The 24123-nt window shown below is 66.6% G+C and carries 16 protein-coding genes; 6 read left to right on the top strand and 10 right to left on the bottom strand.

The features are described 5' to 3' along the window. Positions 1–5: 5 nt before the first annotated feature. From BVIR_RS08150 to BVIR_RS08140, 3 genes are read right to left on the bottom strand one after another with little or no spacing between them, the layout of a single operon-like run. The gene (locus BVIR_RS08150; RefSeq protein WP_055037238.1) at positions 6–719 is read right to left on the bottom strand and encodes an ABC transporter ATP-binding protein; all 714 of its coding nucleotides are present in this window, start codon (positions 717–719) and stop codon (positions 6–8) included. Then, positions 716–2482 (bottom strand): branched-chain amino acid ABC transporter ATP-binding protein/permease, encoded by a 1767-nt coding sequence (locus BVIR_RS08145; RefSeq protein ID WP_055037237.1) that lies wholly within the window; start codon positions 2480–2482, stop codon positions 716–718. Before BVIR_RS08145 ends, BVIR_RS08150 begins: the two co-directional genes overlap by 4 nt. Before the next feature lie 3 nt (positions 2483–2485). Next, entirely contained in the window at positions 2486–3526 is a 1041-nt protein-coding gene (locus BVIR_RS08140) for a branched-chain amino acid ABC transporter permease (protein ID WP_055037236.1), read from the bottom strand. A gap of 212 nt (positions 3527–3738) precedes the next feature. On the opposite strand from BVIR_RS08140, the gene BVIR_RS08135 reads away from it, so the two are divergent. Continuing rightward, positions 3739–4278 (top strand): MarR family winged helix-turn-helix transcriptional regulator, encoded by a 540-nt coding sequence (locus BVIR_RS08135; RefSeq protein ID WP_082416847.1) that lies wholly within the window; start codon positions 3739–3741, stop codon positions 4276–4278. Between the two features lie 255 nt (positions 4279–4533). On the opposite strand, the gene BVIR_RS08130 is transcribed toward BVIR_RS08135, so the two are convergent. Next, positions 4534–4734, bottom strand: coding sequence for a YgaP family membrane protein (locus BVIR_RS08130; RefSeq protein WP_055037235.1), 201 nt, complete (start codon positions 4732–4734; stop codon positions 4534–4536). After that, positions 4731–5081 (bottom strand): ArsR/SmtB family transcription factor, encoded by a 351-nt coding sequence (locus BVIR_RS08125; protein ID WP_055037234.1) that lies wholly within the window; start codon positions 5079–5081, stop codon positions 4731–4733. Before BVIR_RS08125 ends, BVIR_RS08130 begins: the two co-directional genes overlap by 4 nt. Positions 5082–5134: 53 nt before the next feature. Between BVIR_RS08125 and BVIR_RS08120 the strand changes: the two genes are divergently transcribed. Further along, positions 5135–6106 carry an efflux RND transporter periplasmic adaptor subunit gene (locus BVIR_RS08120; protein WP_055037233.1) on the top strand — a complete coding sequence of 324 codons (972 nt, stop codon included), beginning with the start codon at positions 5135–5137 and terminating at the stop codon, positions 6104–6106. Continuing rightward, the gene (locus BVIR_RS08115; RefSeq protein ID WP_055037232.1) at positions 6103–9354 is read left to right on the top strand and encodes an efflux RND transporter permease subunit; all 3252 of its coding nucleotides are present in this window, start codon (positions 6103–6105) and stop codon (positions 9352–9354) included. The genes BVIR_RS08120 and BVIR_RS08115 overlap by 4 nt, the downstream gene beginning before the upstream one ends. 247 nt (positions 9355–9601) lie before the next feature. On the opposite strand, the gene BVIR_RS08110 is transcribed toward BVIR_RS08115, so the two are convergent. Further along, entirely contained in the window at positions 9602–14122 is a 4521-nt protein-coding gene (locus BVIR_RS08110; protein ID WP_055037231.1) for a cadherin-like beta sandwich domain-containing protein, read from the bottom strand. A gap of 735 nt (positions 14123–14857) precedes the next feature. On the opposite strand from BVIR_RS08110, the gene BVIR_RS08105 reads away from it, so the two are divergent. Then, positions 14858–15499: a phage tail protein gene (locus BVIR_RS08105; protein WP_055037230.1), complete on the top strand. Its 642-nt coding sequence runs from the start codon at positions 14858–14860 to the stop codon at positions 15497–15499. 55 nt (positions 15500–15554) lie between these two features. Here the strand turns inward: BVIR_RS08105 and BVIR_RS08100 are convergent, their stop codons facing one another. From BVIR_RS08100 to BVIR_RS08090, 3 genes are read right to left on the bottom strand one after another with little or no spacing between them, the layout of a single operon-like run. Next, entirely contained in the window at positions 15555–15938 is a 384-nt protein-coding gene (locus tag BVIR_RS08100; RefSeq protein WP_236823739.1) for a DUF6916 family protein, read from the bottom strand. Between the two features lie 25 nt (positions 15939–15963). Next, the gene (locus BVIR_RS08095) at positions 15964–16725 is read right to left on the bottom strand and encodes a GNAT family N-acetyltransferase (RefSeq protein WP_082416843.1); all 762 of its coding nucleotides are present in this window, start codon (positions 16723–16725) and stop codon (positions 15964–15966) included. 34 nt (positions 16726–16759) lie between these two features. Beyond that, positions 16760–16951: a CsbD family protein gene (locus BVIR_RS08090; RefSeq protein ID WP_055037228.1), complete on the bottom strand. Its 192-nt coding sequence runs from the start codon at positions 16949–16951 to the stop codon at positions 16760–16762. 357 nt (positions 16952–17308) lie between these two features. Here BVIR_RS08090 and BVIR_RS08085 point away from each other — a divergent pair, with 357 nt between their 5' ends. Continuing rightward, complete coding sequence (locus BVIR_RS08085) at positions 17309–20491, top strand: CheR family methyltransferase (RefSeq protein ID WP_055037227.1); 3183 nt, start codon at positions 17309–17311, stop codon at positions 20489–20491. After that, complete coding sequence (locus BVIR_RS08080) at positions 20488–20931, top strand: response regulator (RefSeq protein WP_055037226.1); 444 nt, start codon at positions 20488–20490, stop codon at positions 20929–20931. Before BVIR_RS08085 ends, BVIR_RS08080 begins: the two co-directional genes overlap by 4 nt. Before the next feature lie 324 nt (positions 20932–21255). Here BVIR_RS08080 and topA read toward each other — a convergent pair whose 3' ends face one another. Then, positions 21256–24009 (bottom strand): type I DNA topoisomerase, encoded by a 2754-nt coding sequence (topA, locus tag BVIR_RS08075; RefSeq protein ID WP_055037225.1) that lies wholly within the window; start codon positions 24007–24009, stop codon positions 21256–21258. Positions 24010–24123 lie beyond the last annotated feature (114 nt).

The raw sequence follows: 24123 nt of genomic DNA, 5'->3' as shown, positions 1-24123 counted from the left end.
CTCGATCAATGAAAGCCGAGATAACTCTGGATGATGCGGTCGTCGCGGGCGAGTTCGGCCGCTGGTCCCGACACGCTGACCTCGCCGAGTTCCATGACGTGGGCGCGGTCGGCGGCGGCGAGGGCGGCCCGGGCGTTCTGCTCGACCAGCAGGATCGAAACCCCGGTTGAGCGCAGATCGGCGATGATGCGGAAAATGTCGGCGACGATGCGCGGCGCCAGCCCCAGGCTCGGTTCGTCGAGCATCAACAGCTTCGGCCGGCTCATCAGCGCCCGGCCGATCGCCAGCATCTGCCGCTCGCCGCCGGACATGGTGCCGGCGAGCTGGTCGCGGCGCTCCTTGAGGCGGGGGAAGCGGTCATAGACCTCGGCGATGGTGTCGCGGGCGATTCCGCGTGGCACGCGAAAACCGCCGAGCACCAGATTGTCCTCCACCGTCATGGTGGAGAACAGCTCGCGCCGCTCCGGCACCAGAAGCAGGCCACGCGCCACCCGGTCCTCGACGTCGAGCCGGGTGATATCCTCGCCCATGAAGCGGATGGCGCCGTCGGCGGCGAGCGCGCCGATGGCGGCGTTTAGCAAGGTCGACTTGCCGGCGCCGTTGGCGCCGATCACCGTGACGATCTCGCCGCACGCAACGGTGAGCGACACCCCGCGCACCGCCTGGACCTTGCCGTAGGAGATCGAGGCGCCGGCGATATCGAGCAGGGGGGCCGTCATGCCGCGCCTCCGAGATAGGCTTCCAGCACCGCGGGGTGGGTCTTGATCGCGTCGGGCGGCCCTTCTGCGATCTTGGTGCCGAAATCGAGCACCACGATGTGGTCGGTGAGGCCCATCACGAAGCCCATGTCGTGCTCGACCAACAGGATGCTCATGCCCTCGGCGCGGAGGCGGGCGAGCAGATCGGCCAACGCGGCCTTCTCGAAGTGGCGAAGGCCGGCGGCGGGCTCGTCGAGAAGCAAGAGCTCGGGGTCCATCGCCAGGGCACGGGCAATCTCGACCATGCGCTGCTGGCCGAGCGCGAGGCTGCCGGCCGGCTTCATCATGTGCTCGGCCAGTCCGATCCGCTCGATCTGGCAAGCCGCCTCCGCCAGCAGGCGCGCCTCGTCGCGGCGGTCGAGCCGCAGCATGGCGGCCATCAGGCCGGCGCGACCGCGCAAATGGGCACCGAGCGCGACGTTTTCCAACACCGTCATGTCGGGGTTGAGCTTGACGTGCTGGAAGGTGCGGGCGATGCCGTGGCGAGCAATCACCTGCGGCGAGGTTCCGCTGATCGGCGCCTCATCGAACCGAACCGTACCGGCGGTCAATTTGGTGACGCCGGTGATCAGGTTGAAGGTGGTGCTCTTGCCGGCGCCGTTGGGGCCGATCAGCGCCACGATCTCGCCGCGGCCGACCTTGAACGACACGTCGTTCACCGCGACCAGGCCGGCAAACTGCTTGCGGGCGGCGTCGAGCACCAGCAGCGGCCGGTTGCGGTCGCCGCCAAAGGCGCGGCGGGCCAGCGCCTCCGCCGCTTTCGGCGCCAGCCGCACCGGTGCGGGCAGGATGCGGGCGAGGTGCGGCCACAGCCCTTCGCGGGCGAACTGCAGCAGCGCCACCAGCGCGATGCCGAACACCACGCCTTCGATCTGAACCGAGTTGCCGAACAGCGCCGGAACCAGCCGCTGCAACGCCTCCTTCAGCAGCGTCACCAGCCCGGCGCCGACGATCGCACCCCAGATTTGGCCGGCGCCACCCAGCACTGCCATGAACAGATATTCGATGCCGGCCGATATGCCGAACGGGGTCGGCGTCACGGTGCGCTGGACGTGGGCGTAGAGCCAGCCCGACAGCCCGGCGAGCAGCGCAGCATAGACGAACACGATCAGCTTGATGCGCGCGACATTGATGCCGAACGACTCCGCTGCCAACTGGCCGCGCCGTAGCGCGCGGATGGCGCGGCCGATGCGACTGTCGAGCAGGTGCAGGGTGAGGATCGCGGCCGCGATCACCGTGCCCCAGATCACATAATGGATCGCACGCGGATCGGTCAGCTCAAAGCCGGCGAGCGACAGCGGCGGAATGGCGGAGATGCCGTCATGGCGGCCGAGCATCTCGATCTTGCCGAACAGGTAGTAAAGGCTGAGCCCCCAGGCCATGGTGCTGAGCGGCAGGAAATGGCCGGACAGCCGCACTGTGACCAGCCCCAGCACCACCGCCGCGCTGCCGGACACCAGCAGCGACACCGGCAGCGCCAGCCATGGCGACCAGCCGTAGTGGGTGGACAGCACGGCCGTGGCGTAGGCGCCGAACCCGCAAAACGCGGCCTGGCCGAACGAGGTCATGCCGCCGACCCCGGTGAGCAGCACCAGGCCCATCGCCACCAGCGCGGCAAGGCCGATATTGCCGAGCAAGGTGATCCAGAACACCGGCAGGCCGGGCACCAGCGGAACGAGAACGAGGGCGGCGACAAATGCGCCGAGTGCGAGACGCGGGCTCATCGGTCAATCCTCTTCTTCGACGTGGGTCTCGGTCAGCGACCGCCACACCAGCACCGGGATGATCAGGCTGAACACCACGATCTCCTTGAGATCGGAGGCGAAGAAGGACGCCAGCGACTCGATGCTGCCGACCGCCAGGGCCGCGAGTGCGGTGACCGGATGGCTGGCGAGGCCGCCGATGATGGCGGCGACGAAGCCCTTGAGGCCGATGAGAAAGCCGGTGTCGTAGTAGATGGTGGTCATCGGCGCGATCAGCACGCCGGACAGTGCGCCGACCAGCGCCGCGAGTGCGAACGCCAGCGATCCGGCGAACGAGGTGCGAATGCCGACCAGCCGCGCGCCGAGCCGGTTGACCGCGGTGGCGCGCAGCGCCTTGCCCCACAGCGTGCGCTCGAAGAACAACCACAGCGCCAGGATCGAGATGGCGGCGAGGAGGTAGACGGCGATGGTCTGGCCGGACACGAGTAGCGGTCCGAGTTCGACCGACAGCTCGGACATCGCCGGCGCGCGCAGGCCCTCGGCGCCGAACACCGCCAGGCCCAGCCCCACTAGCGCAAGATGCACGCCGACGGCGGTGATCAGCAGCGTCAGCACCGAGGCCGAGGCAATCGGCCGGAACGCCAGCTTGTAGAGCAGGGGGCCGAGCGGGGTGATCAGCGCCAAGGTGATGGCGGCGTGCATCGTTGTGCCATAGCCGCCGCCGGCAATCGCCATGGCTGCCGCCACCGCCAGCCCCGGCACCACCAGATCGACCGCCGCCGCCTTGAGGATCGGACCGGCCCCGGCGCGCGCGCGCAGCGCCGCGACGAGGTCAAACGCAAAAGCCGCAACGCCAAAGCAGAGCAGCAGCCATACCGTGCCCGGCAGTTGCCCCGCCTCCAGCAGCGCATAGGTGAGCGCGCCGAACGCGACCATCTCGCCCTGCGGAATGAAGATCACCCGGGTGACGGCGAACACCACGACCAGCGCAATGCCGAGCAGGGCATAGATCGCGCCGTTCGTGATACCATCCTGAAGGAGAAAGAGCAGAATCGTGCTGTCCACCGTGTGGTGCCTCCCATGGTTTCTTCCCCCTCGCTCGGGTTCGACCGCGCAGGCGCGGTCGGCTGGATTCGTTGCGATCCAGGGGACGCCCGTGTTGTTGGCTGTCCCTTCCGGCGAACTTGTTATTGGTATATCGCATAACAATTATCGATTATAAGATCAAGGCGTGAAGCGGCCGGCGGTGGTGCCGGGCTGTTCGATCCGAGGCGACAATGAGCGTGAGAAAAGGCAGTCGGCAGCCGGTGGCGCCGCTGGAGGGGACGCGGCGCGGCGGTGCGCCGGCGCGTAGCGCGGCGATCGATGAGGCTGACGACGCGGCGACCGATACCGACGCGCTCGACCTCTCCGGTCTCAACGCGGTGGTTGGCTATGCGCTGCGACGGGCGCAGCTCGCGGTGTTCGAGGACTTCATCGCGCGGTTTGCCGTGCTCGACCTCAAGCCGGCGCAGTATTCGGTGCTGCTGGTGATCGGCGAAAATCCCGGGCGCAAGCAGGCCGAGATCGCCGCGACGCTCGGCATCCAGCGTCCCAACTTCGTCGCCATGCTCGATGAGCTGGAGCGGCGCGGCCTAGCCGAGCGCATGCCGTCGGCCACTGACCGCCGCTCGCACGCGCTGGTGCTGACCCGCGCCGGCAACGACCTGCTGGCGCGCGCCCGTGCGCTGCAGGACGAGCAGGAGCGCGAACTGGCCCGCCGCCTCGGCCCCGGCGGCCGCGAGACATTGGTCGCGCTGCTGCAGCGGCTGGTGTGACACGAAACCCGGCCGACCCGCGCGCCGATGTCGTGCGAATCCCAGGGCGAGGCCGGCGCGCGCTACGCAGACGCGTAGCGACGCCGTGCACGCGACCGGCCTCGGTATTCTGCTGTTTTCAGATCAGGTCGCGGTCGAGGGAAAGCCTCGCCGAAATGCGCTGATCGGATGGGAACGTTTCGGCGGCGGGACTTCGGCGCGCCAGCATGCTCCGCTGGATTTCCGATCGTCCATCGCGCCGAACCAGCGGACGGCTCAGAACGCCGCGCCGGGCGAAACGCCGAACTTTCGGAGAACGACGACCAGCGGGCAGAACCCGGTGAACGAGGCCTGCAACAGGTTGACGCCGACAAAGGCGGTCAGCAGCAGCCACCACGGGCTGACGAAGTGCGCCAGAGCCAGGCTGATAAGGACCATCGTGCCCGCAAAGGCCATCACGATGCGATCGAGCGTCATGTCGTCTTCCCCTGTTTGATCTCGGCCGGACGCGACGACGTCCGGCCGCAACTGTCGGCGCAATAAAGGTCGTAGAGTACGGCAATCACCCGCGACACGCCGGGCGAGGCGATGGAATAGAAGATGGTGTGGCCGTCGCGCCGTGTCGCCACCAGCGCGTCCGCGCGCAGGCGGGCGAGGTGCTGCGACAGTGCCGACTGGCTGAGGCCGACCATATCCTGCAGCTCGCCCACAGAGCGCTCGCCGCGGTGCAGCTCACACAACACCATCAGCCGGTAGCGATTGGCGAGCGCCTTGAGAAAGGCCTCGGCCTCCGCCGCCCGCGCGCTGAGATTTTCAAGTTCCATCTTGTTATATTAGTATCCGCTAATGTATATGTCAAACCAACTGGAGGGTCCCAATGCGCTCGCATTCGCTCGTCGTCAGTCTGGTTTTCCTGCTCCTTCCATTGGTCGCATCGGCGGCGGACGTCACCGTCAAATCGGTGCCGGTCGAGGATTGGAAGGCGGTGTTCGCCACCGTCGAGCCGGCACGCCAGCTCGTCGCCCGCGCCCGCATCGGCGGCACCATCGAACAGCTCAATGTCAAGGAGGGCGACCAGATCGCCGCCGGCGCCGAGGTCGCCGTGGTGGCTGACCAGAAGCTGGTGCTGCAGATGCAGGCCTCCGATCAGCGTATTCGCTCGCAGCAGGCGCAGCGCGACCAGGCCAAGGCGGATTTCGACCGCATCGCCGAGCTGAAACGCCGCGGCGTCAGCTCGCAAACCCAGCTTGACCAGGCCAGCACTTCGCTGGACGTCGCGACGCTGACGCTTGCCGCCATGCAGGCCGAGCGCAGCGTGATCGAGCAGCAGATGAAGGAGGGCACGGTGTTCGCCCCAGGCGCGGGCCGGGTGCTGACGGTTCCGGTGTCGGAAGGGCGGGTGGTGCTGGCCGGCGAGACCATCGCGACATTGGCCGAGGACCGCTACATTCTCCGTCTGCGGCTGCCCGAGCGACACGCCCAGTCGATTCATGCCGGCGACCTTGTCCGGATTGGCGCCCGCGGCCTTGGCGCCAATGGCGAGGAAGCGCTGCGGACCGGACGCGTTCGTCTCGTCTATCCCGAAATCCAGGGCGGCCTTGTCGTCGCCGACGTCGATGTCGAAGGTCTCGGCAATTATTTCGCCGGCGAGCGCACTCGCGTCTACGTGACCACCGGCCAGCGCAGCGCCATCGTTGTGCCGGTGTCCGCGGTCTATGCCCGTGCCGGCGCGAACTTCGTTCGCCTGAGCGACGGCACCGAAGCCGTCGTCCAGCCTGGGGAAATGCGCGACGGCGGAGTCGAGATCCTGTCCGGTCTTCGCGACGGCGACGTGGTGGTGACGCGATGAGCTCCGACAACGCCAATCCCGGTGTCAAGCTCGGCCTGTCGGGCTACCTCACCAAGACCTTTATCCAGTCGCCGCTGACGCCGTTGTTGCTGATCGGCAGCCTGCTGGTCGGCCTTCTCGCGCTGCACGCGGTGCCGCGTGAGGAGGAGCCGCAGATCTCGGTGCCGATGGTCGACATCTTCGTGTCCGCCAACGGCTACAAGGCCGAGGATGCGGTGGAGCTGATCACCCGCCCGCTCGAGGACATCGTCAAGGGTATCAACGAGGTCGAGCACGTCTATTCGCAGACCTACGACGATCGCGTCGTGGTCACGGCCCGCTTCCTTGTCGGCACCAACCAGGACAACGCGGTGCTGCGGGTGCACGACAAGATCCGCGCCAACATCACCGGGTTGCCGAAGGGCATTCCCGAGCCATTGATCGTCGGGCGCGGCATCGATGATGTCGCCATCGTGGTGCTGACCCTGTCGCCGAAGCTCGAGCGTGCGGGAGCCTGGACCGACAACGGTCTGCGCCAGGTCGCCGAGGAACTGCAGCACGAATTGAGCAAGGTCGAGTCGATCGGCACCACCTATCTGGTCGGCGGCAGCCCCAACCAGATCCGGGTCGAGCCCGATCCCGAGCGGCTGTCTCTCTACGGCATCACGCTGAATCAGCTCGTCGAAAAGCTCACCAACGCCAACCGCGCGTTTCTGCTCGGCACCTTTCGCGAGCAGGGCCGCGCCGTTCCGGTGATGGCCGGCCAGACGCTGCAGGGCGTGCCGGATATCGGCCTGCTGCTGCTCACCTCGCGCGACGGCCGCCCGGTCTACGTCAAGGACGTCGCCGAGGTGAAGGTCGCCGCGGCGCAGCCGGAGCGGTTCAGCTGGACCTTCACGCGCAATGACGCGGGCGGCCTCGACAAGCGGCCTGCAGTGAGCATCGCGCTCGCCAAGCGCAAGGGCGCCAACGCCGTGGTGGTGGCTGAAGACACCCTGAAGCGACTCGAGATCGTCAGGGGCCGTATCGTGCCCGAGGATGTCGAGATCGCCGTCACCCGTAACTACGGCGAGACGGCGACCGAGAAGGCCGACGAGCTGCTGTTTCACCTCGCGCTCGCCACCGTGTCGATCGTGCTCCTGATCACGCTCGCGATCGGCTGGCGCGAGGGCGTGGTGGTGTTGGTGATCATCCCCACCACCATTCTGCTCACGCTGTTTGCAGCCTGGCTGATGGGTTACACCATCAACCGTGTCAGCCTGTTCGCGCTGATCTTCTCGATCGGCATCCTGGTCGACGACGCCATTGTGGTGGTCGAGAACGTGGTGCGGCACTGGAAACGGCGCGGCGACCGTGGCCTGGTCGAGACCGCGATCGAGGCGGTCGCCGAGGTCGGCAACCCGACCATCGTGGCCACGCTGACCATCGTCGCAGCGCTGCTGCCGATGATGTTCGTATCCGGCCTGATGGGCCCCTACATGGCGCCGATCCCGGCCAATGCCTCGATGGCGATGCTGTTCTCGTTCTTCGTCGCCGTGACGATAACGCCGTGGCTGCTGCTCAAGATCGCGCGGCGGCGTTTTGCCGGCGCCGGCGGTGGGGAGGGCGACGATCACGATGTCGGCGCCATGGGCCGGTTTTATACGTGGGTTGCGACGCCGCTGCTGCGCGGCCGTACCCGCTCGAAGGTGTTCCTCGCCGTGGTCGGCATCGCCACGCTGGCGGCCTGCGCGCTGTTCGCCACCAAGACGGTGCGGGTCAAGCTGCTGCCGTTCGACAACAAGTCGGAAATCCAGGTGGTGGTCGATCTGCCGCGCGGCTCGTCGCTGGAGGAAACCGACCGGGTGCTGACCGCCGCGGCCGAGCGCCTCAAGGACCTGCCGGAGCTGGCCTCGATCCAGGCCTATGCCGGCACCGCGGCGCCGTTCAACTTCAACGGCCTGGTGCGGCACTATTATTCCCGCGAGACACCCGAGCTCGGCGATCTTTCGGTCAATCTTGCCGCGAAGGCCGAGCGCGAGCGGCCGAGCCATGCCATCGCGCTCGACATCAGGACGCGGCTCGCCGGCCTGCCGGTGCCGGCCGGCACCGCAATCAAGGTGGTCGAGGTGCCGCCGGGACCGCCGGTGATGGCGACGCTGCTCGCCGAGGTCTATGGGCCGGACGCCGAGGCGCGACGCGAACTGGCGCGCAAGGTGCGCCAGGCGTTCGAGGCGGTCGATTTCGTGGTCGACGTCGATGACAGTTTCGGCACCAGAGCCGAACGGCTGCGCTATTCGATCGACCAGGACGCGCTGGAGTTCCACGGCGTCGAGGAGGAGGCGGTCTACGACACCCTTGCCGCGCTGATTGGCGGTGTGAAGATCGGCTATTCCCAGCGCGGCGGCGGCTTGAAGCCGATCGACATCACGATCGCTCTGCCGCGGTCGGCGATGAAGCCGGGCGAGCGCATTCTGTCGACGCCCTTGGCGGCCGGCGGCACCGCGCGTCGCGGTGCCAATGTCGAACTCGGCGACGTGGTGCGGGCCAACCACGAGTTGGCGTCCAACCCGATCTTTCGCCACAATGGACGTTTCGCCGAAATGGTGAGTGCGGAGGTCGCCGGCCGGTTCGAAGCGCCGGTCTATGGCATGTTCGCGGTCGAAGACGCATTGAAGGCGATCGACTGGGGTCCGGCCGGACCGCCGACCGTCAAGTATCACGGCCAGCCCGACGACGACTCCAAACCGACGCTGTTGTGGGACGGCGAGTGGGAGGTCACCTATGTCACCTTCCGAGACATGGGCGCGGCGTTCGGCGTCGCTCTGCTCGGCATCTACCTGCTGGTGGTCGCACAGTTCGGCTCGTTCCGGCTGCCGCTGGTGATCCTGGTGCCGGTACCGCTGACGCTGATCGGCATCGTGCTCGGTCACTGGCTGTTCGACGCCGCCTTCACCGCCACCTCGATGATCGGATTCATCGCGCTCGCCGGCATCATCGTGCGCAACTCGATCCTGCTGGTGGACTTCATCCGCCACGTTCTGGCGCAGGGAAAGCCGCTGCGCGAGGCGCTGATCGAGGCCGGCGCCATCCGCTTCAAGCCGATCGTGCTGACGGCGGCGGCGGCGATGATCGGCGCGGCGTTCATCCTATCGGACCCGATCTTCCAAGGGCTGGCGATCTCGCTGGTGTTCGGGCTGGCGTCGTCGACCGCACTGACGCTGCTGGTGATCCCGGCGATCTATGTGCTGCTGCGGGACGATGGCCAACCGCTTCCCGCTGGGCAGTGACAGCGGCGGCCGGTGACGTGTCGAATAACCGTCGCCGGCCGCACCACTGGCTCGTGCCGGCTCCGCACGCAAAACGGGCTGCCGCAGTTGATGCGCCAATTTCTTCCAACGGCCCCGTTGCTGATGCACGGGGCCGTTGGATTTCCGCGATACCGAACAACCCATGATCAGGAAAGGAATTTCCGGCGACGCGGCGACGACGCTCCGGCCTGATTGGCCGAATTTCGCACGACCTGCGGCGTCGCCGTCAGAACGCCGCCTTCACAGCGGCCCGAACCTGCTGGCTTTCGATCACCTCGGACGATCCCGTCACCCGGTACTCGAGGTCGAAGCCGAGGTCCCTGAATGTCATGGCCCGCAGCATCACGCCGCCGGTGAGCGCGTCGCGCCCGGATGATGTGCCGGAGATGGAATACACCGCGTCATCGAAGTTGGCGTAACCCAAAGCCTGGGTGTAGCCGTCGTCGAAGGCATGGCGATACTCCAGGCGCAGGGTCGGCGTCAGCGTACCCCAGTCCATCGGGATGGTGTAGCTGGCGCGCAGGCCGACCACGCTGGACACCGTCGTGGTGTCCATTTTTGTATAGGCCAGCGCCCAGAGGTCGGAGCCGTTCTCCGTCCAGGCGTCGAGGTTCGCCTGGGCCACGTCGACCCGGCCATAGGATGTCAGTCGGACCGCATTCCAATTGGTGGCGTGCGACAGCCCGGCCGACCCGAAAATCTGTTGGCCCTCGCGCGTGCCGTCGAGCATCGCCCCGCCGTCGCCGGACCACCGTCGGGTGTCGAAGCGCAGTGTGCCGTAGCCGACGGTCAGGTCGAGGAAGGTTCGGGGCGCCATGCGCCAGCTCGCATAGAGCGTGGCGTTGAAGGCGCTGGCGTCGGAGCGGCTGCCATCGCTGCCGAAGGTGGTGTGATCGAAGGCGTAGCCAAACGCAACGCCGGCTCGCAGCCCGTCGGCGACGCGCCTGTCGAGGCCAACGGTCAGGCCGGAGGTCGAGAACCGATTGTCGGAGCTACCGTCGATTTTGAGCCGGCCGAAATCGAGCGAGCCCGATGTCCAAAGGTGGAAGGGCTGGTCGGCACGCCTCTGCAGGGATGCGAACGACGACGAAAGCCACTGGAGGGCGCGGCTGACATCGTTCTGCGACGACTTTTCGGTGAAGATATCGTCCTGGGCGAACGCGAGATCGCGGGCAAAGGCCTGATCTTGCAGGGAGCTGCCGGCTTGCGCGGCGTAGGCATCCTGCCCGGATGCGAAGCCTTGCGCGGCGCCGAAGCTCTGAGCGGAGAGGCGTGCGGGCGTGGCCCGTCTTGCGCCTTGTGACGCCTCGCCATTTCCGGGGGTCGTCGATGCCTGGTCCTGGGTGCGCTCGGCTTGGTCGGCCATGGCGCCGTCGTCGTGGATCTGCTCCAGTCGATTGAAGGTATTGTTGATCTGGGTTTGAGCAAACCGGATCGACGTGGCGACCTGGGAAGCGACGACACTGCGTACGGTCGGATTCGCGGATGGGTCGGGGCGGGCGCCGACGGTGATCGACAGGGCGCTCGACGTCGCCCCGGTGTTGTTGCCATCTCCCGAATAGACCGCGGTGATCGAATGGCTCCCGGACGTCAGCGACGAGGTGGTGAACGTCGCTGTCAAGCCGGTGAGCGTCGCCGTGCCGAGCACGGTTGATCCGTCTCTAAAGGACACCGTTCCGGTCGGCGATGTGCCGCCATTGAGCGTTGCCGTGAACGTGGTCGGACTGCCGAACGACGGTGTAACCGTCGAGGATGAAATCGCGAGCGTTGGTGTGGTCCGGGTGCGGGTGACGGTGACGGTGTAGGTCTGGGTGGTGGTGCCGTCCTGGGCGGTGGTGACGATGGTGACGGTGGTGGTGCCGACCGCAAGCGCGATGGCGCCGGACGATGCGCCCGAGGCGACGGGAGTGCCGTTGACGGTGACGGTGGCTCCGGCGTCGGTTGCCGTCGGGGTGACGGTGATCGAGGTCACCGCACTGGTGACCGCGGCGGTGTAGCCGGTGGTGCCGGAGGCGAACGCCGGGGTCAGCGTGCCCGAACTGAGCGACAGCGCCGACAGCGTGGCGACCGCCGACGAGGCGGCGCGGGTGACGGTGACGGTGTAGGTCTGGGTGGTGGTGCCGTTCTGAGCGGTGACCACGGTGGTGACGGTGTTGGGGCCGACCGCAAGCGCGATCGGCCCGGACGGCGAGCCCGAGGTGACGGCGGTGCCGTTGACGGTGACGGTGGCGCCGGCGTCGGTGACGGTCGGGGTGACGGTGATCGAGGTCACAGCATTGGCGACCGCGGCGGTGTAGCTGGTGGTGCCGGAGGCGAACGCCGGGGTCAGCGTGCCGGAGCTGAGCGACAGCCCGGACAGGTTGGCGTTCGCCGAGGCGGCGCGGGTGACGGTGACGGTGTAGCTCTGGGTGGTGGTTCCGTTCTGTGCGGTGACCACGGTGGTGACGGTGTTGGCGCCGACCGCAAGGGCGATCGGCCCGGACGGCGAGCCCGAGGCGACTGTGCTGCCGTTGACGGTGACGGTGGCGGTCGCATCAGTCACCGTCGGGGTGACGGTGATCGACGAGACGCCGTTGGCGACCGCGGCGGTGTAGCTGGTGGTGCCGGAGGCGAACGCCGGGGTCAGCGTGCCGGAGCTGAGCGACAGTGCCGACAGCGTGGCCACCGCCGATGGTGCGGCGCGGGTGACGGTGACGGTGTAGGTCTGGGTGGTGGTGCCGTCCTGGGCGGTGACCACGGTGGTGACGGTGTTGGCGCCGACCGCAAGGGCGATCGGCCCGGACGGCGAGCCCGACGTGACGGCGGCGCCGTTGACGGTGACGGTGGCGGTCGCATCAGTCACCGTCGGGGTGACTGTGATCGAGGTCACCGCATTGGTGACCGCGGCGGTGTAGCCGGTGGTGCCGGAGGCGAACGCCGGGGTCAGCGTGCCCGAGCTGAGCGTGAGCGCCGACAGGGTCGCCACCGCCGATGGTGCGGCGCGGGTGACGGTGACGGTGTAGGTCTGGGTGGTGGTGCCGTCCTGGGCGGTGACCACGGTGGTGACGGTGTTGGCACCGACTGCAAGCGCGATCGGCCCGGACGGCGAGCCCGAGGCGACTGTGCTGCCGTTGACGGTGACGGTGGCGGTCGCATCAGTCACCGTCGGGGTGACTGTGATCGACGAGACGCTGTTGGCGACCGCGGCGGTGTAGCTGGTGGTGCCGGAGGCAAACGCTGGGGTCAGCGTGCCCGAACTGAGCGACAGCGCCGACAGATTGGCGTTTGCCGAGGCGGCGCGAGTGACGGTGACGGTGTAGGTCTGGGTGGTGGTGCCGTCCTGGGCGGTGACCACGGTGGTGACGGTGTTGGCGCCGACTGCAAGCGCGATCGGCCCGGACGGCGAGCCCGAGGTGACGGGGGTGCCGTTGACGATGACGGTGGCGGTCGCATCGGCCACCGTTGGTGTGACTGTGATCGACGAGACGCTGTTGGCGACCGCGGCGGTGTAGCTGGTGGTGCCGGAGGCGAACGCCGGGGTCAGCGTGCCCGAACTGAGCGACAGCGCCGACAGATTGGCGTTCGACGAGGCGGCGCGGGTGACGGTGACGGTGTAGGTCTGGGTGGTGGTGCCGTCCTGGGCGGTGACCACGGTGGTGACGGTGTTGGCACCGACCGCAAGGGCGATCGGCCCGGACGGCGAGCCCGAGGTGACGGGGGTGCCGTTGACGGTGACGGTGGCGGTCGAGTCAGTGACGGTTGGGGTGACGGTGATCGAGGTCACCGCATTGGCGACCGCGGCGGTGTAGCTGGTGGTGCCGGAGGCGAACGCCGGGGTCAGCGTGCCGGAGCTGAGCGCCAGCGCCGACAGGGTCGCCACCGCGGAAGGTGCGGCGCGGGTGACGGTGACGGTGTAGGTCTGGGTGGTGGTGCCGTCCTGGGCGGTGACCACGGTGGTGACGGTGTTGGCACCGACCGCAAGGGCGATCGGCCCGGACGGCGAGCCCGAGGTAACGGCGTTGCCGTTGACGGTGATGGTGGCGCCAGGGTCAGTGACGGTTGGGGTGACGGTGATCGAGGTCACCGCATTGGTGACCGCGGCGGTGTAGCCGGTGGTGCCGGAGGCGAACGCCGGGGTCAGCGTGCCCGAGCTGAGCGCGAGCGCCGACAGGTTGGCATTCGACGAAAGGGCCGACACCGTCAGCGCCGGGGCCGTGGTGGCAGTGCTACCTGCTCCCGATTCGGTCGAAGAAACGGTTCCAGTTGTATAGGAATAGGTGCTGGCGACCGTGGATGTGACATCCAGCGATACGGTGCATGAACTCGATGTGCCGGCGGCCAGCGATCCGCCGGAGAGGCTCAAAGACCCGGAGGAATACGTTGCGGTTCCGCCGGAGCAGGTGGTCTGCGGGTTGGAGCCGGTGAGATTGCTCGGCAGTGCCGCGGCCGCGACGGCGACGCCGCTCAGCGCCGCGGAGGCATTGGTGTTGGTGATGGTCAGCGTCAGCGTCGACGTGCCGCCGGCATAGATCGAGGTCGGACTGAACGCGGCGCCGATCGACGGCGGGTTCGGCGCGGGCGCGCTGCAGTTGAGCTGCCAGTTGACGATAGTACCGTTTGCAGTTCCGGTGGCGCTGCCCCGCGACTGAACAAGGACCCGGCTCTCGTCGCCCACCAGCGTGACGGTGCCGCTGACGGGACTAGCTGACGTCGCCTCCGGGCCGTCGACTGGATAGTCGAAGCTTGTCGTTCCATGCCGGACCAGCATGTAGGGGTATGCGCCAATCTGTGGAGTATACGTATAGCTTATTATTTCTCCCGCCGAAAACGAATCGACAACAAGATTTCCAGCAAGGGCGATAAGAGTACCGTTGAGCTCGCCATCGTGAATTCTTTGGCAGCCTGACGACAAAGCATGGGCGGTCTGGGAGGTCAGCAGCGTCGCGAGCACCGCGACCGCGGCGCCGCCCAGGCTCAAGCGACGCGACGCCGTCGTGGCCGAATGGCCGCCGGGCACGGTGTTCGGATCGGCGTTCCGCGTCGAGGGCACGTCCGTGACGGGGGCGATCACACCGCGCGCGATCCGGCCGAGGCAGCGGGCGGCGCAGCTAAGCCGGCGCCAACGACCATCTGTGCGCCGGGCGTCACGCGATTCAGCCATCCCTGCCTCCGGCGACCCTGCGTTGCGCCCGGCCACACGGGAGGTGGCGCAATCGTGAAAAGACGCAAAAATCCCTAACACATCCTTAGGGAGAGACATCGCCCACGGTCAACACAGAGCGGCAACAATCACACGAAAAATCCAACCCTGTGGCGAACTTGACACATTGATTGCGGTCGTTGGTTGCGGTGGAGAATGGCCGTCGTCGCGCGGAGGCGGCGACTGCGTCGTCAACCCGATTGTGGCAACCTGTGATTACATCTAAACGGGAGATTGCGTCCATGCCACCGCGCGGACGCATGGTCACCATGGTGGTGATATCGCCGAAACAGGAGGCGAACAATGGATCCGTTTCTTGGCCAGATCATGCAGGTCGGATTCGACTATGCTCCCGAGGGCTGGATGCAGTGCAAAGGTCAGACACTGCAAGTTTCGCAATATCAGGCGCTCTACAGCTTGCTCGGCACGAGTTTCGGTGGCTCCGGAACCACCTTCATGCTTCCGAATCTGCAGGGACGGACGATAATCGCGCCGGGAGCGGTGGCGACTCCGAGCGGGAGCGTCAACTTCGCTCACGGCCAATCCGGCGGCAGCGCAACCACCGCGCTTACGGTCCCGCAACTTCCCAGCCACAACCACGCGGCGACCTTCACCCCCACCACGACGCCGCTCTCCGCGACGGCGACCCTGGCTGCCACCACCACCGCCGCCAATTCGGCCGGCCCGGTGGCCAACGCGCGGTTCGGCACCGGAGTCGATGGCGGTGGCGCGGGAGCCATCCCGCAGATCTACGCGCCGGCGGGCACCAGCGGCACTGCGGTCAACCTCGCGGGAGTTTCGGTTACCGTAAGCGGCGGCGTTACCGGCGGCACCGTTGCCGTTGGCAATACCGGTCAGGCCTCGCTCGTTCCGACCATTTCCCCGTTTGTGGCGATCAACACCATCATTGCCGTTCAAGGCCTCTATCCGCCGCGGTCGGACTGATCGCGTCGGAAGAGTCTGCCGGCGTCCGGCGGTCGGCGCGGCCGGACGCCGGCGTTCAATTGAACACCGCCTGATAAATTCGCCGTCCCGGCTGCGGTATGAGCTGGGAGATCGTGATGAAATGGGGGCCGCCGCGGCCACAGTCGAATTCGTAGGTCGCGTCGATCAGATAAACGCTATCCGGTGACTCGAAGTAGAGGCTGAAGGGCTCGCGCGGGATGCCAGGATACTTCGACCTGCGCTTGAGACGAACCAACGTCAGTTCGACCGGCTGGGGGATCGTCGCCACGCGCACCGCGCGGCCCACCCACGGTTCGAAATCCTCCGGTGTCAGCATATCGACGGCCCCCAGCACGAACGGCACGAATAACGACGCCCAATCGCCGGCTGCACCGACGACGCCAAATGATGAAGTGTGCGCTGCAGGGTTGCAATACACGAACGTATCGGTGGCGCGAACGCCGTCACGCCGGCGAAGCCGCCCGCCATTCCATCGCCCAATAGAGGCTGTCCTGGGTGACCTTCCGGAAACCCAGCCGGCGGTAGAGCCGCAGGGCGGGGTTGGAGGCCATGACATGGATCGACACACTGGCGCCGTTCATCGCCGCGTCGGCGCAAATCACCCGCAGCAGCGCCGTGCCGATGCCGCCATTGCGGAGCTGGGGCGCCAGAAGAATATCGACGATTCGCCAGTTGGCCGCTTCCCGAGCAAGGCACAGCCGTCCGACCGGTGCGCCGTGGTGCTTCAGAACGAGGCGGTCAGCGCCGGGGTAGCAGGCCGCATAATGAACGCGCTGCAGCCGCGCTTGGTCGGCGAGAAACGCCGTCTTGGCGGCGTCCGTCCAGTCGGTGTGCGCCAGTTCAGCCCAGCGATCGGCAATATAGAGCAGTTCAAGCGCCGGCCGGTCGGTGTCGGACTCGCCGCGCACGGCAAAACCGCGCGCGGTCAGGTCTTCCGGAAGTTTCAAGCCCGTCGCCGACACCATCGATCGCAAGACTGAACGGACGCTTACCCGCTGCCAATTGCCAAAACTTACGGGTTTTGTCGCTGGAACAGCGAGCGTACCGTTCTTCCGATCTGTCGTTCGCCTGATCGTGCAGGCTGAAACTGCGGGGTCTGCGGCCTTGGGCCCGCCAAGCCGGTACGCACCCCGTCGCTTGCCGAAAACCCTGCTTTCGAACAGAGATTTTCGGTGAGTGTGTTTCCCAAGATCACGATGGATCATTCGGAAACAAAATCAGCGGCACCGGCCGGTCAGATCAGACGCTGTCGACGCCTTTCTTGACGGCATCCTTCGCCTTCCCGAGGGTCTGCTGCGCCTCACCCTTGCGCTCCTGAACGGCGCCTTCGACTTCCAGGCTCGGATTGCCGACCGCCTTGCCGACCGCCTGCTTGACGTTTCCGGCTGCCTCGTTCGCCATTCCCTTGATCTTGTCGCTGGTGCTGCCCATGGGAATCTCCTCGTTGACGGGGACCGTAATCGGCCCGGGACTGCATAATTCCGCAAGGTCGGAGAAGGTTCCTCAATTGCGGTCGCGCGCGGCCAAAGCGCCACCGGATCGGCCGCAAACATATTTTCCTATCTTTGATCTTGTATTCCTTCGATCGCGGCGGCATTTCACCAATCTGGAATCCACCCACTGGCCTCAAATCAACGAAACCTTGTCGGAGGTGTATTTTTTTCGGGCGTGGCTGCTATGTTACAGTGGCTGCCAGACGCGAGGCGAGGTGTTCGCTGGCAGCGCTGGACGACGCCGGGGCCTGTTTGCGGCTCGCGTCATACATCTTGAATCTATGAGGACCTTTTGATGCACGGCGCCCTTCCGCGACCCTTCCTGATCGTGGGCGTCGGCGCCTCGGCGGGTGGTGTGGAGGCCCTGACCGGGCTGTTCGGCGCGGTGCCGGCCGAGCCGGGCATGGCCTTTGTCGTGGTGTCGCACATCGGGCCGGGCCGGGAGAGCATGCTCGATCAGATCATCGCGCGGAGCGCCCGGCTGCCGGTGTCGAACGCCAGGAACGATGACCCGATCGAACCCAATCACATCTACGTTCTTTCAACCAACGCTACGATTTCGGTCAAGAACAACCGCCTCGTTGTTCTGCCGCGCTCCGCACCGAGCGATCATAACCCCATCGACGTGTTCTTCACCGCGCTCGGCGAGGACTGCGGCGAGTATTCCGCCGGCGTCGTGCTGTCCGGCTCGGGTAGCGACGGCACGCTCGGCATCAAGGCAATCAAGGAGCATGGCGGGCTGACGCTGGCGCAAGGCACCAGCGGGCACACCCACCCGGGCCAGAGCGGAATGCCGGAGAGCGCTGTCGCAAGCGGGCTGGTCGACAGGGTGTTGGCCGTCGAGGAGATTCCGAGCGAACTGGCGCGGTATGCCGAGTCTCTCGCAACGGTTCCAACGCCCGGTCCTGCGAACGAGGCCGCCCCGGAATCGGCAGAGATTCGGCAGGCGCGGTCGGACATTCTGGTGACCCTGCGTGAGCGGTTCGGCCACGATTTTTCCGGCCACAAGGACAAGCCGTTCATGCGTCGCGTGGTGCGCCGCATGAGGCTATTGCGTGTCGCCAATCTGCAAGCCTACGCCGACCTCTTGAAACGCGATCCGGAGGAGCCTGCCAAGCTGTTGCGCGACCTGCTGATCGGCGTCACCGACTTCTTCCGCGATGCCGAAGCGTTTGCCACCCTTCAGAAGGCGGTGGTGCCCGAACTGTTCGCAGTGCGCGATTCGAACAGCATCGTGCGGGTGTGGGTGCCAGGCTGCGCCACCGGCGAGGAAGCCTATTCGATCGCCATTCTGCTCAGCGAGTACATCGACAAGCTGCCGTATTCGCCGCGCGTGCAGATTTTCGCGACCGACATCGCCCGGCCGGCTCTCAGCGTTGCCCGGGCCGGGCGTTATCCCGCGGCGCAACTCGCAGGCCGGGTCAGCCAGGATCGGATCGAGCGTTTCTTCGTCTCATCCGGCGACACCCTCACGATTTCGAAGCCGTTGCGGGAGATGTGCGTCTTCTCCGACCACAGCCTCCTGCGCGATCCGCCGTTCTCGCGCATCGACCTGATCTCATGCCGCAACCTTCTGATCTACCTCGACGCGGAAGCGCAACGGCGGATTATCGCGGTGTTCGATTATGCGCTGCGCCCCGGCGGCTATCTGTTTCTGGGGCCATCGGAGAGCATCTCGCAACTGGGCGATTCATTCGCCTATCTTGATAAGAAACAGCGCATCTTCCGTCGCCGGGATCGGCCGGGAGTGCGCCTTCGTCCGACGATCGCGTCCAACATGCCTTATCTCCCCCGGGATTTTGACGCGTTGCGTCAGCCGATGACAGCAACTCAACTCCAGCACGCCGTGCAGGCGCGGGTGCTCGACCGATTCGCCCCCGCGCACGTTGTCGTGAACCGGGACGGCGACATCGTCTACCAGTCGGCCAACACCGCCCGATATCTTGAGGCGACCGCGGGCGCGCCGACCCGGCACTTGCTTTCCCTGGCGCGCGCTGACCTCCGCGTTGAGCTGCGCAGGACGCTTCAGCAGGCGGTGCAGAACCGCGCTCGGGTGGTCCGCGATCGTATGAGCGTATTGAACGGCGACGTCAGAGAGCAGTTTCGGCTGATCGTCGAGCCGTTCGGCCACAGTGCCGACGATCCCTTGTTCCTGGTGGTGTTCGCGGAGGCTGAAAATGGCAGTCCGCGGCCGAGCAACGGTGCCGGCAGGGTGGACGCTTTGCCGGCGGGCGCGCCGCACGAGGAGAGCCCCGACAAGGACGAAATCATCGGCCAGATCGAACGGGAGTTGGCCGATACGCACGAGCGATGGCTGGCGACGATCACCGAATATGAGGGCGCAATCGAGGAGCTCAAATCGGGCAACGAAGAGCTGAACTCGATGAACGAGGAGCTCCAGTCCACCAATGAGGAGCTCGATACTTCGAAGGAGGAACTGCAGTCGCTCAATGAGGAGCTGCAGACGGTCAACACCGAGCTGCAGGCCAAGATCGACGAGCTGGATACCGCCAACAGCGATCTGGCCAATCTGTTCGAGAGCACCCAGATGGCGACGGTGTTCCTCGACCACGATCTCGTTATCCGCAGCTTCACGCCGGCGGCGTGCAGCATCTTCAAGCTGATCCAGAGCGACAAGAATCGCTCGCTGACCGACATCGTTAGCCAGATCGACTATCCCGAGCTTGGACAGGACGTCGCCGAAACCGTCACGACCGGCATGGTGCACGAGCGCCGTGTGTCGCAGCGGGATGGCTCGGCGCACTATATCGCGCGCATTCTGCCCTACCTGACCGCGGACAAGGCCAGCGATGGCGTCGTCGTTACCTTCGTCGACATCACCCAGCTGACCCACGCCGAACGCGACGAAGAGCGAACGCGGGTGCTCATCGGCGAGTTGAACCACCGTGTCCGCAACATGCTGGCGGTCGTCATCTCGGTCGCGCAGCAGACGCTGATGCCTGACAAGAGCCTGAAGGACGCCAAGGCGACATTGATCGCGCGCTACAGCGCGTTGGCGCGCTCCTACACGCTGGTCGCACGGCAGAACTGGGGCTTCATCGCGCTCCAGGATCTCGTCGAGGAATCGCTGGGCGCGCACATGCTGGGGCAGATCGGCCGGGTGAAGATCGACGGCTGGCCCGTCCACGTCAGTCCCCGCGCTGCGCTGAGCCTCGGCATGGCACTGCATGAACTCGCCACCAACGCGGTCAAGTACGGCGCGTTTTCCAACGACATGGGCACGGTCTCGGTCAGTTGGGATGCCAATCAGCCTGACACCCAGGACCATTTGACCATTCGCTGGGTGGAGCGCGGCGGCCCAGCGGTCGTGCCGCCGAACCGACGCGGTTTCGGCTCCGATCTCCTCGAGAAGAACTTATCGCACGACCTCGACGCTCGCATCGATCTGCGTTTCGAGCCGGCCGGCGTGGAGTGCGACATCGTAATTCCGCTCTCCAACAACGTGAGGCTGGAATGACCTCCGCGCTCGACCGCTCGCTTCGCATCCTTGTGGCGGAGGATGACGCCATGATCGCGTTCGATGTCATCGACGCGCTCGCAGAGTTCGGCTGCACGGCGTCCGGCCCGGCCGCCACCGTCAAGGCGGCGCTCAACAAGGCCGAGGATCCGGCCGATCAAATCGACGGCGCGCTGCTCGATCTCGATTTGCGCGGCGAGCGGTCCTATCCGGTCGCCACCGCGCTCATCCGGCGCAACATCCCGTTTGCGTTCACCTCGGGCTACGGGGCGGACGCGATCGAAGCGGCCTTTCGCGCCTACCCCTGCCTGCTGAAGCCGATCAACCGGTCGGACCTGCTCACGGTGTTGCGCGGCTTTCAAACCCCAGCGGACGGGGCCGACGCGCTGAACGGCTTACTCTGCCGCAAGCCGGATCATACCCGAGGCCCTGAAGGCTGACCTTTCTCAGCCTCATGGTGAGGAGGCTGCCACCGGGTCGCGCCGCAGGCGCGCCCGATGCCAGGCTCCGCAGCCGTCTCGAACCATGGGGCCGACCTCGGCTCTAAAGCTCGCTTCATCCTTCGAGACGCTCGCTTTCGCGAGCTCCTTCAGGATGAGGCGAGCCGACGCCGGTGGAAGGTCAAACGCACGCGGATCATGGGTCTCGGATCGCGTGGCTGCTCCGCTTGTCCGGGACGGTGGCGCGAGGTCTCCGCCGGGGCCGGCCGGCCGGCCTTGGACGCCGGACGGCACGGCGCCGTGACGCGCAGCGCGCGGATTTGTTCAGGCGCCTGTGTCGGTCGCGGTCTTCGCCTTGGCTTTCGCGGTGGTCTTTTCGGGCGCTTTGGCGGTCGCTTTGGCCGCCGTCTTCGATTTCGGGGCGGCTTTGGGCTTGGTGGCTTTGGCGGTCTTTGCCGCCGCCTTCGGCGTCTTCGCCTTGGGCGCGGCGTCATCGGTCTCGGTCTTTGCCGGGGCCTTGGCCTTCGGCGCGGCCTTGGCGCGCTTCGGCTTCGGCCCGTCGGCTTCCAGCTTCTCGGCTCTCGCCTTCAGCAGCTCGACCGCCTGCGCCAGCGTCACGCTGTCGGGCGTGACGTCCTTGGGCAGGGTGGCATTGACCTTGCCGTGGTTGACGTACGGACCGTAGCGGCCGGCGCGGACGGACACCGGGCCGCCGAGGGCAGGGTGGTCGCCAAGCGCTCGGCCGGCATCGGCGGTGCGACCGCGTCCCGGCCCGCGGGTCTCCTTGACGACGATGAGGTCGATGGCGCGATTGGCGCCGATCGACAGCACGTCGTCATCGGCGCCGAGATTGGCGTAGGTCTTGTCGTGCTGGACGTAGGGGCCGAACCGCCCGATTCCGACCAGGATCGGCTTGCCGCTTTCCGGGTGGGTTGCCACCGCGCGCGGCAGCGCCAGCAACGCCAGCGCGGTATCCAGATCGACGGTTGCCGGATCGAATCCCTTCGGGAAGCTGGAGCGCTTGGGCTTCTCGCCATCGCCGAGCTGGACGTAGGGTCCGAACCGGCCGTTGCGCACCGTGACATCGAGACCGGTGTCAGGGTCTTCGCCGAGGCTGCGGGGGCCGTCGCCTTCGGCCGTGCCGTCGCCATTGCCCGGCACCGCCAGCGGGCGGGTGTACTTGCATTCGGGATAGTTCGAGCAGCCGATGAACGAGCCGTACTTGCCGAGCTTCAGCGACAGCCGGCCATCGCCGCAGCCTGGACAACGCCGGCGGTCGATGCCGTCGCCGAGGTCGGGGAAGAAGTGCGGCCCCAGCATCTCGTCGAGCGTATCGATGACCTCGGAGACGCGCAGTTCCTTGGTGCCGCCCACCGCGGCGGAAAAGTCCTGCCAGAACTGCCGCAGCACCTCGCGCCAGTCCAGCTCGGCGTTGGAGATGCGGTCGAGCTGCTCCTCCAGCGAGGCGGTGAAGTCGTACTCGACGTAGCGCGAGAAGAAGCTCTCCAGGAAGCCGGTGACCAGCCGTCCCTTGTCCTCGGGATGAAGGCGCTTCTTGTCGAGCCGGACATAGCCGCGCTCCCGCAGCACGGCGAGGATGGCGGCGTAGGTCGAGGGGCGGCCAATGCCGAGTTCCTCCATCCGCTTGACCAGGCTGGCCTCGGAATAGCGCGGCGGCGGCTCGGTGAAATGCTGGGTCGCTTCGACGCCGCGGCAGCCCAGGGCCTCGCCGGTGCTCACCGCCGGCAGGCGGCGGGAATCGTCGTCGTCGCCGTCGTCGTCGCGGTCCTCCTGGTAGAGCTTGAGGAAGCCGTCGAACTTGACGACCGAGCCCACCGCCCGAAGATCGAGCTTGCGGCCGTCGGCCGCCGCCACGATGTCGACCGTGGTGCGCTCGATCTCGGCCGATTCCATCTGGCTGGCGATGGTGCGCTTCCACACCAGCTCGTAGAGGCGGGCCTGGTCCGGTTCGAGGCGGCGCGCGACGCTGCTGGGGTGGCGAGCCATGTCGGTCGGCCGAATCGCCTCATGCGCTTCCTGCGCGTTCTTGGCCTTGGTGCGGTAGACCCGCGGCGCCCGCGGCACGTAGCGCTCGCCGAACTCGCTGCCGATCACCTGCCGCGCCGCGGCGATGGCCTCGTCGGCGATCTGGACGCCGTCGGTTCGCATATAGGTGATGAGGCCGACGGTCTCACCGGCGATCTCGACGCCCTCATAGAGCCGCTGGGCGAGCTGCATGGTGCGGGCCGGCGCAAATCCGAGCTTGCGGCTGGCCTCCTGCTGCAGCGTCGAGGTGGTGAAAGGCGGCCAGGGGTGGCGCTTGACCGGCTTGGCCTCGACCGAGGTCACCCGGTAGGCGCCGGCTTTCAGCGCCTGCGTCAAGGCCTCGGCGCTGACGCCATCGGCAATGTCGAGTCGGCCGAGCTTGGTGCCGTCGGCGCCGACCAGCCGCGCCTCGAATACGTCGCCGCGCGGTGTTTCCAGCCGCACCGCGATGGCCCAATATTCCTGCGACCGGAACCGCTCGATCTCCAACTCGCGGTCGCATACCAGCCGAAGCGCGACCGACTGCACCCGGCCGGCCGAGCGCGCACCGGGCAGCTTGCGCCACAGCACCGGCGACAGGGTGAAGCCGACCAGATAGTCGAGCGCGCGCCGGGCGAGGTAGGCGTCGACCAGGGCCTGGTCGATCTGGCGCGGATGCTTCATGGCATCCTGCACCGCCTGCTTGGTGATGGCGTTGAAGGTGACGCGCTCGACCGCGACGTCCTTCAGCGCGCGCTTTTCCTTCAGCACTTCCAGCACGTGCCAGGAAATCGCCTCACCCTCGCGATCCGGGTCGGTGGCGAGGATCAACCGTTCAGCCCCCTTCACCGCCCGCGCGATGTCGGCGAGGCGCTTGGCGGCCTTGGGCTCAACGTCCCACAGCATGCGGAAATCGGCGTCCGGATCCACCGAGCCATCCTTGGCGGGCAGGTCGCGGATATGGCCAAACGAAGCGACGACCTCGTAACCGGGGCCGAGGTACTTGTTGATCGTCTTCGCTTTGGCCGGCGACTCGACAACGACGACGCGCATCTGTGGCTCGACGAAATATATGGAATGACCGGGGACTTTGGCGGCGGAACATGGGCGGCGGATGGCGCCCTGTCAAACACCCCGGCGCAACCTCTACAACCAGAAGATTTAAAG

This window comes from Blastochloris viridis, assembly GCF_001402875.1.
GTDB classification, from domain to species: Bacteria; Pseudomonadota; Alphaproteobacteria; order Rhizobiales; family Xanthobacteraceae; genus Blastochloris; species Blastochloris viridis.
This window is presented reverse-complemented; position numbering and strand designations above follow the sequence as displayed.